Annotated in this window: 17 protein-coding genes; 5 read left to right on the plus strand and 12 right to left on the minus strand. The window is 72.7% G+C overall.

The annotated features are described in order from the left end of the window. Positions 1-69: 69 nt before the first annotated feature. A complete protein-coding gene (locus H300_RS26465) occupies positions 70-2,418 on the minus strand; it encodes a transglycosylase domain-containing protein (RefSeq protein WP_078515920.1) in 2,349 nt (782 codons plus the stop codon). A gap of 397 nt (positions 2,419-2,815) precedes the next feature. Between H300_RS26465 and H300_RS26470 the strand changes: the two genes are divergently transcribed. Continuing rightward, the gene (locus H300_RS26470) at positions 2,816-3,202 is read left to right on the plus strand and encodes a WhiB family transcriptional regulator (protein ID WP_051269965.1); all 387 of its coding nucleotides are present in this window, start codon (positions 2,816-2,818) and stop codon (positions 3,200-3,202) included. Here H300_RS26470 and bagB read toward each other — a convergent pair. Both bagB and bagA read right to left on the minus strand, forming a co-directional pair. Further along, positions 3,172-4,704, minus strand: a complete 1,533-nt coding sequence (bagB, locus tag H300_RS0111805) for an ATPase BagB (RefSeq protein ID WP_037980031.1) — start codon at positions 4,702-4,704, stop codon at positions 3,172-3,174. The two genes, H300_RS26470 and bagB, sit on opposite strands and share 31 nt — an antisense overlap. Continuing rightward, a complete protein-coding gene (gene bagA / locus H300_RS26475; protein ID WP_051269966.1) occupies positions 4,701-5,702 on the minus strand; it encodes an ATPase BagA in 1,002 nt (333 codons plus the stop codon). The genes bagB and bagA overlap by 4 nt, the downstream gene beginning before the upstream one ends. A 44-nt stretch (positions 5,703-5,746) precedes the next feature. On the opposite strand from bagA, the gene sp36 reads away from it, so the two are divergent. The 3 genes from sp36 to H300_RS0111825 all read left to right on the plus strand — a co-directional run bounded on the left by sp36 (position 5,747) and on the right by H300_RS0111825 (position 8,316). After that, positions 5,747-5,902 (plus strand): Sp36 family protein, encoded by a 156-nt coding sequence (sp36, locus tag H300_RS31035; RefSeq protein WP_106966815.1) that lies wholly within the window; start codon positions 5,747-5,749, stop codon positions 5,900-5,902. Then, positions 5,899-6,375: a RidA family protein gene (locus tag H300_RS0111820; RefSeq protein ID WP_028427586.1), complete on the plus strand. Its 477-nt coding sequence runs from the start codon at positions 5,899-5,901 to the stop codon at positions 6,373-6,375. Before sp36 ends, H300_RS0111820 begins: the two co-directional genes overlap by 4 nt. 144 nt (positions 6,376-6,519) lie before the next feature. Further along, positions 6,520-8,316, plus strand: a complete 1,797-nt coding sequence (locus tag H300_RS0111825) for a S9 family peptidase (RefSeq protein WP_486583709.1) — start codon at positions 6,520-6,522, stop codon at positions 8,314-8,316. Here H300_RS0111825 and H300_RS0111830 read toward each other — a convergent pair. The 5 genes from H300_RS0111830 to H300_RS26485 all read right to left on the minus strand — a co-directional run bounded on the left by H300_RS0111830 (position 8,264) and on the right by H300_RS26485 (position 13,943). Further along, positions 8,264-9,196, minus strand: a complete 933-nt coding sequence (locus H300_RS0111830; RefSeq protein ID WP_028427588.1) for an SURF1 family cytochrome oxidase biogenesis protein — start codon at positions 9,194-9,196, stop codon at positions 8,264-8,266. The genes H300_RS0111825 and H300_RS0111830 overlap by 53 nt on opposite strands. 147 nt (positions 9,197-9,343) lie before the next feature. Then, positions 9,344-10,588 (minus strand): hypothetical protein, encoded by a 1,245-nt coding sequence (locus H300_RS26480; protein WP_051269967.1) that lies wholly within the window; start codon positions 10,586-10,588, stop codon positions 9,344-9,346. Next, positions 10,585-11,160 carry a SigE family RNA polymerase sigma factor gene (locus tag H300_RS0111840; RefSeq protein WP_028427589.1) on the minus strand — a complete coding sequence of 192 codons (576 nt, stop codon included), beginning with the start codon at positions 11,158-11,160 and terminating at the stop codon, positions 10,585-10,587. The genes H300_RS26480 and H300_RS0111840 overlap by 4 nt, the downstream gene beginning before the upstream one ends. A 514-nt stretch (positions 11,161-11,674) precedes the next feature. After that, complete coding sequence (locus tag H300_RS0111845) at positions 11,675-12,946, minus strand: aspartate kinase (RefSeq protein ID WP_028427590.1); 1,272 nt, start codon at positions 12,944-12,946, stop codon at positions 11,675-11,677. A gap of 277 nt (positions 12,947-13,223) precedes the next feature. Further along, entirely contained in the window at positions 13,224-13,943 is a 720-nt protein-coding gene (locus H300_RS26485; RefSeq protein ID WP_106966816.1) for a GNAT family N-acetyltransferase, read from the minus strand. Positions 13,944-14,308: 365 nt separating this feature from the next. Here H300_RS26485 and H300_RS0111855 point away from each other — a divergent pair, with 365 nt between their 5' ends. Further along, positions 14,309-14,548 carry a DUF7848 domain-containing protein gene (locus H300_RS0111855; RefSeq protein ID WP_028427591.1) on the plus strand — a complete coding sequence of 80 codons (240 nt, stop codon included), beginning with the start codon at positions 14,309-14,311 and terminating at the stop codon, positions 14,546-14,548. A 196-nt stretch (positions 14,549-14,744) separates the two neighbouring features. Here H300_RS0111855 and H300_RS0111860 read toward each other — a convergent pair whose 3' ends face one another. From H300_RS0111860 to H300_RS0111875, 4 genes are all read right to left on the minus strand, one after another. Then, positions 14,745-15,119, minus strand: coding sequence for a hypothetical protein (locus H300_RS0111860; protein WP_028427592.1), 375 nt, complete (start codon positions 15,117-15,119; stop codon positions 14,745-14,747). Between the two features lie 127 nt (positions 15,120-15,246). Further along, positions 15,247-15,681, minus strand: coding sequence for a roadblock/LC7 domain-containing protein (locus H300_RS0111865; RefSeq protein WP_078515922.1), 435 nt, complete (start codon positions 15,679-15,681; stop codon positions 15,247-15,249). Between the two features lie 37 nt (positions 15,682-15,718). Beyond that, the gene (locus H300_RS0111870) at positions 15,719-16,795 is read right to left on the minus strand and encodes a transcriptional regulator (RefSeq protein ID WP_486583710.1); all 1,077 of its coding nucleotides are present in this window, start codon (positions 16,793-16,795) and stop codon (positions 15,719-15,721) included. Next, on the minus strand, positions 16,792-17,244 hold the full coding sequence (locus tag H300_RS0111875) for a hypothetical protein (RefSeq protein WP_028427595.1): 453 nt from the start codon (positions 17,242-17,244) through the stop codon (positions 16,792-16,794). Before H300_RS0111875 ends, H300_RS0111870 begins: the two co-directional genes overlap by 4 nt. Positions 17,245-17,851 lie beyond the last annotated feature (607 nt).

Consider the following 17,851-nt stretch of genomic DNA (forward strand, 5'->3'; position numbering starts at 1 on the left):
CGGCGGCGGCCCGCCCTCCGCGTGGGAGGGCGGGCCGCCGCCGTGTCGTCTGCGCCGCTGGGACGCGGGTCAGCGCGGGGGCGGCCAGCCGGGCCAGCCGGGTTCCCCGCCGCCGTCGGCTCCCTCGGTCCAGCCGCCTCCGCCGCCGTTGCCGCCGCCGGGGTCGCCGGTGCCGCCGCCGGCGTCACCGCCGCCGTTGTCACCGCCGACGATGACGCCGGGAGTGTCGCCGGGCGGGTTCTCGCCGGGGACGCCGTCGTCGTCGCCGGCGCGGTTCCGGCGGTCGCCCTCGTCCTCGTCGCCTTCCCCGTCGTCCTCGTCGCCTTCCCCGTCGTCCTCGTCCTTGCCGCGCGGGACGTCGATGTCGTTGAACGGCGTCGGCTCGACGCCTTCCAGCGCCCCGGTCATCGCGGTCCGCCAGATCGGGCCGGGCAGACAGCCGCCGCAGACCTTGTCGTAGTACTGGCCGCCGATGGTGATGTCGTACATGTCGATGCGTTCGGCGCCGTCCGAACCGGCCCACACGGCGGTGGAAAGGTTCGGGGTGTAGCCGACGAACCAGGCGTCCCGGCGGCGCTCGGTGGTGCCGGTCTTGCCGGCGTTGTCACGGCCGTCGGTGAGGCCGGCGGTGGTGCCGGTGCCGTCCTCGACGACGCCCTTGAGCATCTGGTTGATGGTGTCAGCGGTCTTCTCCGACATGGCCGTGGAGCACTCGCTGCCCGGCGGCTTGAGTTTGTTGCCCTGGGCGTCCTCGACGTTGGCGATGGCCACGGGCGTGCAGTAGGTGCCGCGGTTCGCGAAGGTCGCGTAGGCGTTGGCCATCGCCAGCGGGGTGCTTTCCAGGGCTCCCAGGCCCATGGACGGCTTCGGTTCGAGGGTCTTGCCGGTACCGCTGCGGACGCCGATCTTCGTGGCCATCTCCGCGGTGTCGCAGATGCCGGTCTCCTGGAGCAGGTTGATCGAGTAGGTGTTGATCGACTTGCCCAGGGCGCTCGTCAGGTCCCAGGTCCCGGCCTCCGACTCCAGCTCGTTCTGCACCGGGTACTCGCCGGCGCCGTACGGCTTGTTCTCGCAGGTGCGGAACTTCTTCATCTCGAACTCGGTCTTCCAGTCGCTGCTGAAGGTCTCGGCGGGATCGAACCCCTGCTCCAGCGCGGTGGCGGCGATGATCGGCTTGAAGGTGGAGCCGACCTGGAAGCCGGCGTAGGAGCCGCCCATGCTGTTCTCGACCGCGAGGTTGAGGACCGTCTGGTTCTGCTCCGGGTCGTTCCCGTACGGACGGGACTGCGCCATCGAGAGGATCTTGCCGGTGCCCGGCTCGACGGAGACCACGGAGGCGGCGATGTCGTCGTCCTTGTCCACCTTGCTCGCGGCGGCGGCGGACGCCGCCTTCTGTGCCGTGGGCGAGAGGGTGGTGCGGATCGTGAGGCCGCCCTGCTGCCAGCGCTGCGTGCGTTCCTTGTCCGTCTTGCCGAACGCCTCGTTGCGCAGGAACTCCTTGCGGACGTAGTCGCAGAAGAAGCCGGCGTCGTTCCGGGCGGTGATGCAGCCGTTCTGCGGGCTGCTCACCTTCAGTCCGAGCGGCTTCTCCTGGGCCTCCTCGGCCTCCTTCGCGCTGAGCGCTCCGGTGTCGGCCATCCGCTGGAGGACGAGGTTGCGGCGCTTGGTGGCCTCCTGCTCGTCGTTGACCGGGTCATAGCGGCTGGGCGACTGGACGATGCCCGCGAGCAGCGCCGCCTCGTGTGCCTCCAGGTCCTTGGCGGGCTTGGAGAAGTACCGCTGCGCGGCGGCCTCGACGCCGTAGCTCTGCTGACCGAAGAAGGTGATGTTGAGGTAGTTCTCCAGGATCTGCTTCTTGCTGAGTTCCTGTTCGAGCTGAATGGCGTACTTCAGCTCCTTCACCTTGCGCCCGATGGTCTGCTGGGTGGCCTGGGCGACCGCGGTGGGGTCGTCGCCGGCCTCCTCGACGAAGACGTTCTTGACGTACTGCTGGGTGAGGGTCGAGGCACCCTCGGAGACCTCGCCGGTCTGGGCGTTGCGGTTGAGTGCGCGCAGCACGCCCTTGAGGTCCACCGCGCCGTGCTCGTAGAAGCGTTCGTCCTCGATCGCGATGATGGCCTTCTCCATCCACGGCGACATCTCGTCCAGGGAGACCACCGTGCGGTTCCTGAAGTAGACGTCCGCGATGAGACCGCCCTCGGAGTCGAGGATTCGGGTCTTCTGGCTCAGCGGGGGGCGCTTCATGACGGCCGGGATGTCGTCGAAGCCCTCGGCAGTCCCCTTGGCCGCCAGGCCGAAGGTTCCCACCGCAGGCAGCGCGATCCCGGCGAGTACGGCCCCGGACAGCACGCTGACTCCGAGGAACTTGGCGACCTGCTGAGTCGCGGACAGCCCGCCGCCCGAGCGCTTGTTTGCCATGTCGGCCAGCGTACGTGCCCGAACCCCGGACAGGGGTGCATCTGTTCGCCTACGCTGCTTCACACCTTGGTAACAGGGTCAGTTCGGCATGACCCGTCTCATCACTCCTGTGAGTGATGAGAGACGCCCTGAAATGGCGTCATATGCCAGGAGACTCCGACATAACGAACACCCCCGACACCCGAGATGTCGCCTTCGATTTACTTGTCCGGCTTGTCGCGCGCTCACTCCGGTGGGTGATCTCACGCGCACGCATAGTCCAATCGGACCATTCAAGATTGGGCCCGTCGGGGGTGTTGCCTCCTGCCCTGCCTTCCGTAACGTCCTCAACTGGCGACGGTGCATATGCCGTTTGTCGCCGTGGGGGAGCCTCAACTCGGGAGAGGACGGCACCAGCATGAGTAGCTGGGTAACCGACTGGAGTACGCAGGCCGCCTGCCGTACTGCTGATCCGGATGAACTGTTCGTGCAAGGAGCGGCCCAGAACCGGGCCAAGGCGGTCTGCACCGGATGCCCGGTGCGGACGGAGTGTCTGGCCGACGCTCTGGACAACCGCGTCGAGTTCGGCGTGTGGGGAGGGATGACCGAGCGGGAGCGCCGCGCACTGCTGCGCCGCCGGCCCACGGTCACCTCCTGGCGCCGGCTGCTGGAGACGGCGCGTACGGAGTACGAGGCCTACAGCACGTCCTACGCCGGTGAGGAGTCGGACATCGACGCCCTCGGCTCGCTGGGACGCGACGGCGCCGGCAAGAGCTACGAGGGCCTGTCGGCGGCCGCCGGCTGACCCGGGCGCGACTGGGCGGCGAGCCGCTCACCGATCGCGCGCAGTCCCGCCAGGTCGTGCACGTCTCCGGGCAGTGCGGCCACTTCCGCCACGGGCACTTCCGGGTGCAGCGCGGCGAAGCGGTCACGCGTGCGCCGTTCGCGCACGAGCACCCGCATGCGCTCGGCATGCAGCCGCAGCAGGCCGGCCGCGAGCAGCTCGATCTCCGGATCGCCGAGGTCCGGATCGCCGACAGCGGCGTCCTTGCCGCGGACACCCGCGCGCTGCGCGGACGCGGGCGGGGTCTCCCCCTCGGACCGGGCGGCGGAACTCGCCGCGCGACCGGCAGGGGGATCGGGCAGGGGGAAGTCCGACGCTGCGGGGGAGCCGTCACCACCGGAATCTCCCGTAGCTTTCCCGCCCCGGTGATCCACAATGCCGTCCGCGCCAAGATTTTCAGAACGATTCGCGCCGCCCTCCGGCGGAGCCTGGGCACCCTCGGCGGACACGCCTGCCCGGCCCGACCGCTCGGACGGTTCGGAGTGCTCGTCGGCGTCAGGGTCGCCGCCGGTGCGCTCGGCGAGCGCCTCGGCGGCGGACAGGGCGCGTTCGGCCGTCAGCTGGTCCGCTGCACTGCCGTGCACCCGGTTCAGTACGAGGCCGGCCAGCGGCATCCGGTCGGCGGCCAGCCGCTCCACGAAGTACGCCGCCTCGCGCAGGGCGTCCCGCTCCGGTGCGGCGACCACCAGGAAGGCTGTGCCCGGCGCCTGCAGCAGCCGGTAGGTGGCGTCGGCGCGCTTGCGGAAGCCGCCGAACATGGTGTCCATCGCGGCCACGAAGGTCTGCACGTCCCGCAGCAGTCCGGTGCCGAGCAGTTTGCCGAGGGTGCCGGTGACCATGTTCAGCCCGGCCATGCCGAGGTTGACGAACTTCATGCCGGCCCGGCCGCCGGCCTTCGCGGGGGCGGTCAGCAGCCGGATGAGCCGGCCGTCCAGGAAGGAGCCGAGCCGGCTCGGGGCGTCGAGGAAGTCCAGCGCCGAACGGCTCGGCGGGGTGTCGACGATGATCAGGTCCCACTCGTCGCGCGCCCTGAGCTGGCCGAGCTTCTCCATGGCCATGTATTCCTGGGTGCCCGCGAAGCCCGCCGACAGGGAGGCGTAGAAGGGGTTCTCCAGGATGGCGCGGGCGCGCTCCTCATCGGCGTGCGTCTCGACGATCTCGTCGAACGTCCGCTTCATGTCGAGCATCATGGCGTGCAGTTCGCCGCCCTTGGCGGTGTCCACGCCGGGCACCGGCCGGGGAGTGTTGTCCAGCTCGGCCAGGCCCATCGACTGGGCCAGCCGCCGGGCCGGGTCGATGGTGAGCACCACGGCCCGCCGCCCGCGCTCGGCGGCCCGGACGCCCAGCGCGGCGGCGCTGGTGGTCTTGCCGACGCCGCCGGAGCCGCAGCACACCACGATGCGGGTCTCCGGATCGTCGATCAGCGGATCGATCTCCAGTACCGGTGCGTCACCCAGACTCACTTGCCCGCTCCTTCGACGACTTCCGCGTCGGCCCAGCAGCCGCGCAGCCGTGCGGCCAGTTCGTAGAGACCGGCCAGGTCCACGCCTTCCCCGAGCAGTTCCAGCTCGTGGGTCGGCAGCTCGAGTGCGGCGATCTCGGCGCGCCGCTCCTGTTCCAGCTCCAGCCGCGCGGCGTGCTCGCGGCCCTGCTCCAGCAGGGGGGCGACGAGCCTCTCGGCCTTGCCGCCGCGCCGGGCGCCGCCGAGACCGGCCGAGGCGAAGGCCTGCGCGAGCCGGGCGTGCGCCCCCTCGGCCTCGTCCAGCAGGACGGGTTCGACCAGCACCGGGCGGACCATGTTGACGATCGCCGCGCCGACCGGCAGCCCCGCCGCCCGCAGGTCGCGGACGCCGTCCACGGTCTCCTGCACCGGCATCTCCTCCAAGAGGGTCACCAGGTGCACGGCCGTCTCGGCCGACTTCAGCACCCGCATCACCGCCTGGGCCTGCTTGTGCACCGGACCGACCTTGGCCAGCCCGGCCACCTCGTCGTTGACGCCGAGGAACCGGGTGATCCGGCCGGTCGGCGGGGCGTCCATGACGACGGCGTCGTAGACGTAGGCGCCACTCCTGGTGCGGCGCCGCACCGCCTCGCACGCCTTGCCGGTCAGGAGCACGTCCCGGACTCCAGGGGCGATCGTGGTGGCGAAGTCGACCGCGCCGATCCGCTTGAGCGCGCGCCCGGCGGAGCCGAGCTTGTAGAACATCTGGAGGTAGTCCAGGAGGGCACGCTCGGCGTCTATTGCCAGCGCGTGCACCTCGCCGCCGCCCGGTCCGACGGCGATCCTGCGTTCCTCGTACGGCAGCGCCTCGGTCTCGAAGACCTGCGCGATGCCCTGTCGTCCCTCCACTTCGACCAGGAGTGTGCGCTGCCCGGCTTCCGCCAGAGCGAGCGCGAGTGCGGCGGCGACCGTTGTCTTGCCGGTACCGCCCTTGCCGGTGACCACATGGAGCCTGCTCACCCTCCGAAGCCTAACCAGACGCCGCACCCATTACCCTCAAGGCCATGACGAAGTGGGAATACTCGACAGTGCCGCTGCTCGTGCACGCGACCAAGCAGATCCTGGACACCTGGGGCGAGGACGGATGGGAACTCGTCCAGGTCGTGCCGGGCCCGAACCCCGAACAGCTCGTGGCCTACCTGAAGCGGGAGAAGCAGTGACCGGCGGCCAGGGCGCCGTGGAGACCAGGCTCGCCGAGCTGGGGCTGGAACTGCCCGAGGTCGCCGTGCCGCTGGCCTCCTACGTCCCGGCCGTGCGCACGGGCCGGTACGTGTACACCGCCGGCCAGCTCCCGCTGGTGGACGGCAAGCTGCCGACCTCAGGCAAGGTCGGCAGCGAGGTCTCCCCCGAGCAGGCCAAGGAGCTCGCCCGCACCTGCGCGCTGAACGCGCTGGCCGCGGTGAAGTCCGTCACCGGCGACCTGGACCGGATCGCCCGGGTGGTCAAGGTCGTCGGCTTCGTGGCCTCGGTGCCGCACTTCACCGGGCAGCCGGCCGTGGTCAACGGCGCGAGCGAGCTGCTCGGCGAGGTGCTGGGCGACCGCGGCGTCCACGCCCGCAGCGCGGTCGGCGTGGCGGTGCTGCCGATCGACGCACCGGTGGAGGTCGAGATCCAGGTGGAGCTCACCGACTGAACCGGCGGGCGCCCGGACGGCCGGTGCCGACGGCGGGGGCCACCGGGAGTGGCCGGGACCTGCCGTCGGGTACCGGCCGTCGGGTACCGGCCGTGTTCGACGCAACGCCCCGTGGGTTTCTCGGTCATGCGCACAATGGGGCGCATGACTGAGAACAACGGGACCACCGGGACCATGCCGGACTGGGAGAAGCGATTCCGGGCGGCGCGGGTGTCGCTGCCGGACTGGGCCGAGGACGCGCCGGAGCGCGCGCTCTTCGTGTCGAACGCGACCGGCACCTACGAGCTGTACGCGTGGGACCGCGCCACTGGCAGCCGGCGCCAGGTGACCGACCGCCCGAACGGCACCACCGACGGAGTGCTGACCCCGGACGGCGCCCACGTGTGGTGGTTCTCCGACACCGACGGCGACGAGTTCGGCCGCTGGATGCGGCAGCCCTTCGAGGGGGGCGAGGACGTACCGGCGATCACCGACCTGGAGGCCTCCTACCCGGCGGGTCTGGCACTCGGCCGGGACGGCACCGCCGTGGTCGGCCGCTCCACCGACACCGACGGCTCGACCGTCCATCTCGCGCGGCCCGGTGCGGAGACGGTGGAGATCTACCGCCACCGCGAGTCGGCGGGCGTGGCCGACCTGTCGTACGACGGGTCGCTGATCGCGATCGAGCACACCGAGCACGGCGACGCCATGCACTCGGCCGTACGCGTGGTCCGCCCGGACGGGACGACGGTCGCCGAGCTGGACGACACCCAGGGCGGTCGTGAGGAGCTGGGGCTGACGGTCCTGGGGTTCGCCCCCGTGGACGGCGATCCGCGGCTGCTGATGGGCCACCAGCGCCGCGGCCGCTGGGAGCCGGTGATCTGGAACCCGCTCACCGGCGAGAGCTCCGGCCTGGACATCGACCTGCCGGGTGACGTGGGCGCCGAGTGGTATCCGGACGGTGCCGCGCTGCTGGTCTCGCACGACTACCGGGCGCGCGGCGAGCTGTACCGCTACGACCTGGCGGACCAGCGGCTGACCCGCCTGGAGACGCCGCCCGGGACGGTCTCCGGCGCGACGGCCCGGCCCGACGGCTCGGTGGAGTACCTGTGGTCCTCCGCCGCCGAACCGCCGACGGTGCGCTCGACCGCCGGCGGCGTGGTGCTGGACCCGCCGGGCATGACCGCCCCCGTCTCGGTGCCGGTCGAGGACGTCTGGGTGGCGAGCCCGGGCGGGCAGGTGCACGCGCTGGTGCAGAAGCCCGCGGGCGAGGGTCCGTTCCCCACCGTCTTCGACATCCACGGCGGGCCCACCTGGCACGACAGCGACGCCTTCGCCGCGCAGCCGGCGGCGTGGGTGGACCACGGATTCGCCGTGGTGCGGGTCAACTACCGCGGTTCCACCGGGTACGGACGGGCGTGGACGGACGCGCTCAAGCACCGGGTGGGCCTGATCGAGCTGGAGGACATCGGGGCGGTACGCGACTGGGCGGTCTCCTCGGGGCTGGCCGATCCGGCGAAGCTGGTGCTGACCGGCGGCTCCTGGGGCGGCTACCTCACGCTGCTGGGCCTGGGCACCCGGCCGGACGCCTGGACGCTGGGAATCGCCGCCGTGCCGGTCGCCGACTACGTGACCGCCTACCACGACGAGATGGAGGCGCTGAAGGCGATGGACCGCACCCTGCTCGGGGGCACCCCCGACGAGGTACCGGAGCGTTTCGCCGCCTCCTCCCCGATCACCTACGTCGACGAGGTGACGGCGCCCGTCTACCTCTCGGCCGGGGTGAACGACCCGCGCTGCCCGATCCGGCAGGTGGAGAACTACGTGGACCGGCTGAAGCGGCGCGACCACCCGCACGAGGTCTACCGCTACGACGCCGGGCACGGTTCGCTGGTGGTGGAGGAGCGGATCAAGCAGGTGGCGCTGGAGCTGGAGTTCGCCCAGCGGCACCTCCGCCCGTAGCGGCGCTCTCGTCCCCGGCGGTGTCGCTGCTCTCAGGGCCCCCGGCTGATTCGCTGCCCTCGGGGGCGTCGTCGGGGGCGGGAGCCGCAGAGCCGCCGGGAGTGCCGGGGTCGCCGGGGAGGAGGCCCAGGGCGGCGTCCCGCTCCCTCTCGACCTCGCGACGGAACAGCCGGAACCACATGAAGACCACGAAGCTGCCGAAGACGAACCACTCGGCGGTGTAGCCGAGGTTCTGGAAGGCCTTCATGTCGAGCCCGCTGCCCTTCGCCGCGACGGGCGGCACCGCGGTCAGCGGGCGCTGCGGGTCCTGCACGGTGATCCAGCCGTCGTGCACCTCGTAGGGCACCAGGTTGACGAGCGCGGCGGCGCTGACGGTACCGAGCTGCCCCTGCGGCAGCCCCGTGCTCCCGCCGGTCTCGGAGGCCTGGAGCGCGCCGGTCACGGTCACCTCGCCGGACGGCGGCGCGGGCACCCGGCCGGGGTCCGGCGCCCCCGGCAGCCAGCCGCGGACCACGGGCAGCGCCTCGGCGCCGCGGTCCCCTGTGGAAGGTTGCCCGGGGCGCAGCAGGGTCAGGACGTAGAAGCCGTGCTCGCCGTCCAGCGCCCGGTCGGGCACGAGGTACTCGGCGTCGGTGTCGTAGCGGCCGGTGGCGGCGGCCATCCGGCCGGAGGTCTCCTTGTCCACCGGCAGCAGCTCGGCGAGCGGCCGGGCCTCCTGCTCCGCGACCTGCTCGACCTGGTCGCGCTGCTCGCGGTGGGTGTCCACCCGGTCCTCGAAGCGGCCGAGCTGCCAGGTCCCCATGAAGAGGCAGAACGGGACCGCGAGCACGACGAAGAGGTTGATCGCCCACCAGCGCGAAGTCAGCAGAAAGCGGTACACGCCCCCACGGTACGGGGGCGGGCCCGGCGCGCTGAGCCCGCCCCCGTACCGTCTCCTCCCCCACCGGGGCCGCGCCGGCCGGGCACACCGGCCGCCGGTCGGACCGCCCGGTGGCCGGTGCGCCCGGCCGGGCGGGTGTCCGCCGGGTCAGGCCGCGGGCAGGACGCCGGTGCGGTAGACGGTCCCGCTACAGGCGTTGTCGAGGAAGGCGCTGGGGACCTGGGGCTCCCCCGCCGCCGGCGTGTAGCGGAGCACGATCGCCGCCCCGCCGCCCTCGTCGGCCTCCCCCTGCGTCGTCATGCCGCTGTGCTCGCCGGACGAGCCCGGGGTCCCGGCGTCGTCGCCGCCGCTGCCGCCCTCGTCACCGCCCTCGTCACCGCCGCCCTCGCCGCCGGCGGTGCCGCTGCCATCGCCCTGGGAGCCGCCGTTCCCGCCGTCCCCCTCGCCGTCCCCGCCACCGTCCCCCGGACCGGTCGGACTGGGATCGGGGGAGGGACCGGAGCCGGGGTCGGGAGCGCAGGCGCCCCGCTGCGCGTCCGGGATCCAGGCGAACCGCACCTGGTACGCCTCGCCGCTGCGCAGCACCATCTCGCTGCGCGCCTCGGCGGGGCTGGGCAGTTGCTCGGCCTTGCCGCCCTCGGTGTGGTCGAGCACCTGGACGGCGTTCGCCGCGGCGGTCATCTGCCCCCGTGCGGAGGCCACCAGGGCGTCACTGCCCTTGACCCGGCAGGTGCCGCCGGAGACGTTGGCCAACCGGAACGAACCGTAGACGCGGCCCAGGGCGTCGGGCTCGCCGACCTCGACGACGGTGTCGCCGAGCTGGTCCCGCGTGCAGCGCGGCGCACCCGCCGCGACGTCCCCGCTGTTCCCGGGAGCGGTGCCGGCCCCGCTGCTCGGCGCGGCCGTGGTGCCGTCCCGGCTCCGGTCGTCCGCCCCGCCGTCCCGATCGCCGCTGCGGCCCGCGGACTCGATGTCGCCCTCGCCGTGCACCTCCCGCGAGCCGTCTTCCGTCCCGGCGTCCTCGCCGACGGCGGTGTTGGCCCTGCGGTCGTTCAGCGGGCCGGGGACCACGCCCGTCTGCATCAGTGCGGGGACCGTGACGGCGACCAGGGCCGCCGCCGAAGCGGCGACCAGGGCCCTGCGCCGACGCGCCCGTCTGGCGGGCACCCCGCGACGGATGCGCTCCAGGGCCTCCGGGTCGGGTGCGATGTCGAGGTCGTCCACGACGTCGCGCATCAGCCGGCGCAGCGCGGCGGCCTCCTCGAAGGACCCCTCCGAGCGCCCCCGGCCGTCGTCCTCCGCCCCGTCCCCGGGTGCCTCCGCCCGGGGGGCCTCCTCGCGGGCGGCGTCCGCCTGCGGAGGGCGGTCCGCGTCGCGCTGTTCGCTGCTCATGCCGGTGCCTCCATCGCCACCCGGAGGGCGGCGATACCGCGCGAGCCGTAGGCCTTCACCGAGCCGCGCGATATCCCGAGAGTCTCCGCCACCTGCTCCTCGGTCATGTCCGCGAAGTATCGCAGCACCAGTACTTCGCGCTGGCGCCGCTGAAGTCCGCGCAGGGCGCGCTTGAGTTCGTCGCGCTCCAACCGCTCGTATGCGCCCTCCTCGGCGCTCGCCATGTCCGGCATCGGCTTGGAGAGCAGCTTGAGGCCCAGGATCCGGCGGCGGAGCGCGGAACGCGACAGGTTGACGACGGTCTGCCGCAGGTAGGCCAGCGTCTTCTCCGGCTCCTTGACCCGGGAGCGGGCGGAGTGCACCCGGATGAATGCCTCCTGCACGACGTCCTCGCAGGACGCGGTGTCGTCGAGGAGCAGCGCGGCGAGTCCGAGCAGGGAGCGGTAGTGCGTGCGGTAGGTCTCGGTCAGTTGATCGACGGTGGTGCCGGCGGCCATCGCTTCCTCAGCATCCCCGCGACGGGCCGGGACCAGCGCGGGACGACCCTCCGTCCACGGCGCGATCACGGGCATGTCCCCGCCGGGAGTTCCGCTCCCGTACGTGCGCCCGACTGATGCCGCTGCCGTTTCCAGTACGTCTGCCACGCCTGTTGGACACGTTCCCCCCTGTCAGGGTTGTACGCGGGCGAGGTCATTCTTGTACGGGTCGTGATCGGTCGAAACGTCCTCATGCGCACCCCCTCTCCGCGGAATATCCCTGCCGCGCCGCTGTGCCGGTATCTGCCACTCGCGACAGTGGAAGCGAAGACGCGGACCGCCCCCGCACCGGTTGCGCGGGAGCCGAGAGAGGAATGGTCGTTCAGACCGTTGGTCCAGATCAAGCGGCGACCAGCACGACTCCATCACGAACAGCCCCTGTTCGGTCCGAAGAGCGATCGTCTTCTGACTCGTGCGCCGCGGGTCCTCCCGTACGGCACGCCGGCCCGCGGGCCGGCACGGAAACGGCGCAGCACCCGCGGTGGGCGGGTACTGCGCCGTGCGTGCTGTCGCCCGCCGCCGGCCACGGCCGCGGACGGGACCGGTCGGGTCAGCGGCCCGTGCCGCCGTAGACGACCGCCTCGTCGGACTCGCTGTCCAGGCCGAACGCCGTATGCACGGCGCGGACCGCCTCGTTCACGTCGTCCTGCCGGGTGACGACCGAGATCCGGATCTCCGAGGTGGAGATCAGTTCGATGTTGACGCCGGTGTCGGAGAGGGCCTCGAAGAAGGTCGCCGTGACACCGGGGTTGGTCTTCATGCCGGCACCGACGAGGGAGATCTTGGCGACCTGGTCGTCGTAGCGCAGCGACTCGTAGCCGATGGTGCTCTGCTGCTTCTTGAGCGCGTCGATCGCCTTCTTGCCGTCCGTCTTCGGCAGGGTGAAGGAGATGTCGGTCAGCCCGGTGGTCGCGGCGGAGACGTTCTGCACCACCATGTCGATGTTCAGCTCGACGTCCGCGATCGTGCGGAAGATCGCCGCCGCCTCGCCCGGCTTGTCCGGGACCCCGACGATCGTGACCTTGGCCTCGGAGGTGTCGTGCGCGACACCCGAGATGAGCGCCTGCTCCATCGGCTCGTCCCCTCGCGGTTCGTTGCTGACCCAGGTGCCCGGCAGACCAGAGAAGGACGACCGGACGTGGATCGGAATGTTGTAGCGCCGTGCGTACTCGACACAGCGGTGCAGCAGCACCTTGGAGCCGGAGCTGGCCAGCTCCAGCATGTCGCCGAAGGAGATCCAGTCGATCTTCTTCGCCTTCTTCACCACACGCGGGTCCGCGGTGAACACACCGTCGACGTCGGTGTAGATCTCGCAGACCTCGGCGTCCAGTGCCGCCGCCAGCGCGACCGCGGTGGTGTCCGAGCCGCCGCGGCCCAGCGTCGTGATGTCCTTGCTGTCCTGGGACACGCCCTGGAAACCGGCGACGATGGCGATGTTGCCCTCGTCCACCGAGTCCTTGATCCGGCCCGGTGTGACGTCGATGATCCGTGCCTTGTTGTGCACGGAGTCGGTGATCACCCCTGCCTGACTGCCGGTGAAGGACTGCGCCTCGTGTCCCAGGGATTTGATCGCCATCGCCAGCAGGGCCATGGAGATCCGCTCTCCGGCGGTCAGCAGCATGTCGAACTCGCGCCCCGACGCGACCGGGGACACCTCACTCGCGAGATCGATCAGCTCGTCCGTCGTGTCACCCATCGCCGACACCACGGCCACCACCTGGTGGCCTCTCTTCTTGGCCTCGACGATTCGCTTGGCAACGCGCTTGATGCCCTGGGCATCGGCAACGGAGGAGCCGCCGTACTTCTGCACGACAAGGCTCACGTGCGCTCCTCGTATCTCAGTCTCACCGGACCCTTTGGCCGGGGCCCTCGGTCGGCTCATCTTAGCGAGCGGAGGTCTTTCGACCCGCCGGTGCCGCAACCTGAGACACCGTGCTCGCCAGCGGGGAACCCTGCCCGGTAACCGCCGGGAAACACGGAACGTAAGGCAGCTCACACGAGTGGCCCCCGCTTCCCGGCGCACACCGACCGCCCGGCCGGCGGTCGGGGCGGGACGGAGGCGGGCCGAGGTCGGGGCGGGCGGCGGCCGGTGTGGCGGGTCAGCCGACCGGGCCCCGGTAGCAGTGCACCGGGACCCGCTCCCCCGGGCGCCACTCCTGCTCCACGGTGGCCAGCCGCCGCCAGCCGAGGCGCTCGTACAGCGCCACGGCGGCCGTGTCGGCCGCGCTCACGTCCAGGACCGGCACCAGACCGTGCCACTCCGCCGCCCGCCGCACCTCGGCGAGGAGCAGGCGGCCGAAGTCGTGGCCGCGGGCCTCGGGCGCCACGAACAGCCGGCTGACCACCCCCGCGGTCGGGCCCGCGGGGGACGGGTCGGCTGCGTCCTCAACCGGGTCCGGGAGCGCAGACGGGGGCGGGGGCAGGGGCAGGGGCAGGTCGAACGCCGGGCCGTCCACCCGGTCGGCGCCCAACACAGGGCCCGGCTCGGCGTCCGGCTCCGCGCACGCCTCGGGGGCCTGCACCGGGGTGGTGTCCGGGTCCGAGGACGCGGTCCGGGCGAGGACGCCGGGGGCCGCGTCGTCCACCGCGCTGCCCGACAGGGCCACGTGGCCCACGATCCGCTCGTCCAGCGTGGCGACCCAGGCGCCGAGGGTCCGGGGACGGTCCAGCCACTGCGCCGGGTCCGCCGGCCAGTGGAGCGGATACCCGTCCCGCGCGTGCACGTCCGCCAGCACCCGGGCGCAGGCGGCCACATCTTCCGGAAGACGGGGGCGGAGCTGGGCGCAGGAGGGCTTCCAGGGGACCGGACGGGAGTTCACCCGGAGATCCCATCACGCCGCGGTGGATCGGCACAGCCCTCGGAGTAGGTCACTCCGCTTATTCGGCGCGGTACCGGACCGGCTCCCGCCGATGTGTGTGGCAACGTCCCGACCTGGGCATGCCTCTGCTCAGCCCTGAGCAGGACCGCATCCCGCGCCACGTCCGGCGGCCCCCACCGCGTGCGGTCGAGCCGAGACAGCAGCACGGAGCCCCACCTGCGCCCCATCGCCCCCGTGCCCACGCGTTCCGTGGTCGCCGCGCGGCGACCGTTCGGGCCCCTCCTTTCCGCCGCACCGCCGGGCCCGGCCGGCCGAAACGTTCCGCCACCACGGGCGCGCCCGCTGCCGCACCGAGGCGGTACGCGATGACCGTACGCACCGTCATGCGCTTCGTCCGCTGGACCCTTGCGCCCGACCGGGAGCCGGACGCCGAGCCGATCACGCACGCCATACAGTGCGCGGTGTGCCATGCCGAGTCCGGGCCCAGCGTCGACGCCGCCGAGGCCAGGGCGTGGACCCTGCGGCACGCGGGCGGGAACCCGGAGCACCACATCTACCGCGAGGTCATCACCCGCCCGTGGCGTGCGTGGATGCCCGGCCCCTGAAGGCACAGCGCGCCCGCCGCGCTCCCCCGCAGGCTCGCCCCCGCGCGGGTCGCGGTACGCGCCCGTCTCGCGCGACGGCACCGCGGACGGGCGCCGTGGTGCGGGGCCCGTCCGCGGTGCGTGCGACCGCCGGGACCGGTGGCCCCCGCGGCGTGGTGGTGGAAGCCGGTGGCGGGGAGGAGCCACCGGCCTCCGCTCAGACCTCCAGCTCGCCCTCGATCCTGGTGAGCTGGTGGCGGGCCATCGCGAGGTTGGACCGCCCGCGGTCCAACGCCAGGTACAGGAAGAGCCCCTTGCTGTCCCGGCCCTTCAGCAGCCGGATCAGGTGGTACTGGCCGCCGAGGGTGATGAGGATGTCCTCGATGTCCTCCTGGAGTCCCAGGTGCTCCATGGTGCGCACCTTCGCACGGACCACGTCGGTGTTCCCGGCCGCGGCGACGTTGAGGTCGAGGTCCTTGCCGCCGCCCAGGGTGCCCAGCGCCATTCCACTGCCGTAGTCGACGAGAGCGACGCCGACGGCGCCCTCGATGGCGGTCATCGCTTCTTTGAGGGCGGTTTCGGTATTGGTCATGATCGGATGGTTCCTTCCGTGACGGTTTTCGTTCGGATGTGGACGGGCCTCGGTGGCAGTCCCGCGATCGGCCGTGGGCGGCCCCCCGTTCCGCGGGACGACCGGCCCGCAGGACGGCGGGAGCGGCTCACAGGTGGTCCCTGCGCTCCAGCGCCTCGGCGACGAGCGAGCCGATGCGCGCGCTGGAGCGGCGTGCTTCGAGATGGATGCGGCCGACGTTCGTGCGCGGTTCCGCCATCACCGTGAGGACGGCGCCGGACCCGGCCGCGTAGGTGGCGACATAGCCGTGCTCGGCCCGTACCACCAGCTCCCGGAAGCCGCCCTGCCCCGCCGTGTCGCTCAGCCGCAGCGCGACACCGAGTGCCGCCGCCGTGAGCGCGGCCATCGGCTCGGCCTCCACGGTCGGCGTGTCCTGGGCCAGTACCAGTCCGTCGATGCTGGCTGCCAGAGCTCCGGTCAGTTGGGGCACCCGGGCCCGTAACCGTCGCAGCTCCTCCAGGACCTCCGGTTCCGCGGCCATCAGCTGTCTCCTTTCGGCGCGCTGTCGCAAGGTGCGCCTCATGACGCCGCGGAGGGTGCCTTGCGGGTGGGACGAGGTCTCACAGACTTGCCTCCAGGGCGTCACGAATACGGCGCAGCAGCGCGGTGTCCGGGTCGGTCGGGATCTCCGCGACCCAGGTCGGCACGGACGGGGCGGCGGCCTGCCGGTCCGGTGCGCGCGGCGCTTCGAGCAGGCCGGCCGCGGTGAGGCGCCGCACCTCGACCAGGGTGTGGAAGGCGGGCCGACCGAGAGCGCGGGCGATGTCCGAGGCCGTCCGGGTACCGTCGGCCTGGTCGAGCACCTCCTGCTGGCGCCGGCTGACGCCGGCCGGACGGGTGGCCGCCCCGCCGGTGCGCGCGGAATCCGCCCCCGGACTCCCGCCGGCGCTGTGGCGCCCGTGGCGCGGCCCCGCGCCGTCCACGGAGTCCGCGGGCTCGGGCGGCGGGCAGCGGACCGGGGCGTCGTCGACGTCCGGTCGCGGCCAGAGGTGGGCGAGCAGTCGGCTGCGGCGCAGGCTCTCCCGCTCCACCCGGGCGACCCCGACGGGACGGACCGTGCCGAGCCAGTGGCGGACACCGCTGCGGAACCGCGCCGGTCTGCCGGACGAGGTGAGGACGAAGAACGCGGCGTCGAACAGGGCGCACAGATGGCAGATCTCCAGCTCGCCCCGGCCGACCAGGCCGGACTCCACGAGCACCTGACCGACACGGCAGTCCGCGCCGCCGGCGTCCACCGCCTGCTGCCAACCGGTGGCGGCCAGCCGTCCGGTGCGGACCAGCAGCACCTCCAGATCGGGGGTGGCCGCGCTCTCCGCGTGCACCACCTCGCCGTCGACGAGGTACAGGGCGCCGGCATCGCTCAGGACCGCCCCGGTGGCGCGCTGCCCGGCCAGGTCCGCAAGGTCGGTCGCCGGCGCCCGCACCTGGGACGGGGCCTCCGGCGGCGCGGCGTCCGGGGACGGGGCGCCGGGGCGGTACCGCGGACGCGGGGGCGTCGAGGGGGCGGACGGCGGGGGCGGAGCGGCGGCCGGGGGTGCGGGCGGGGGCGCGGTGGGCTTCGGCGGTTCGGCGTGGCGTCCGGCGGGGTCCGGACGTCTGTCGATGGTCACAGGGGCCTCGGCCTCGATCGTGGTCACACCAGCACCAACCGGTCGGCGAGTTCCCCGAGCCGGATCCGGGCCAGGGCCAGGTTCCCCTCGTCCCGGTCGAGCCAGAGGTGGAGGAACACACTGCTGTCGAAGGTGGTCTCGACGAACCGCAGCAGGTGGTAGCCGGCCCGTGAGGTGACGATGACGTCCTCCACCGGCAGGCCCTTGCCGAGCGCCTCCGAGAAGGCCGTCCCGCGTCCGCTCCGGGCGCCGGGCCCCTCGCGGCGCCCGGCGGAGCCCTCCGGTGCGGCGAACGAGGGGTGCTCGGTGGCCATCCTCGCGAACTCGGCGGTCTCCGCGGCAGTGGCCTCGTGGTCTCCCACCGGCGACTCGCCGACGGTGCCGAGCGCGAGGCCGCTCGTCCAGTCCACCACCGCGGCACCGCGCGCGCCGGGCAGGACCATGGCCTCCAGCAGGCACTCGTCGATTCCGGGCACGCCGCCCCCTCCGCGTCGCCGCACTCCCCGCTGGAGTACCGGTGAGGGAGAAGTTACGGAACGTGCTGCACTCCCGAGTGAGTTCTGCCGTTTTGCGACGCACGGCCTCCTCTGTTGTCTAAAGTGCGCGCGCATCCGCGTTCGGCAGGTGCCCGGGGCACAGATCAGGCCGTTCTCGACGACCGGCTGTCCTGCGCCGATGCAGCGGCCCCCCAGCCGGGAGAGTGCCGCAGGGGGTTCGCCCCCGGGCTTCCGCGCAGGTGAGCGCTCCCCGGGTGCCTGCATCGCACGGCCGCCGGGCGGGGTGCGCGGCGGCGTCCGGTTGGCCTGTCCATGCCGTCGACGCCCTTCATGCCATTGGCGTATGCCACACGATCATTCTCGCGGGACGGAGCGCGACGCGGTCCGCGCTCCGCGCAGCATCCGCCGCAGCCGGAGCAGCACGCGGCGGACCCGGGCGCCCCGGGAGCGCCCTCCGAACGGCGCGGCCGAGGTCCGGGGCGGAATCCGGTTGCCGCCCGGAGCGCACCGTGCCACCGTGGTCGCGGCAAGGATCCCCGACCCAGGAGGGCCGCAGCGATGAGGCGAGACCCGTGTCGCGTACCGC

It is taken from the genome of Streptomyces sp. TAA040, from assembly GCF_000424845.1.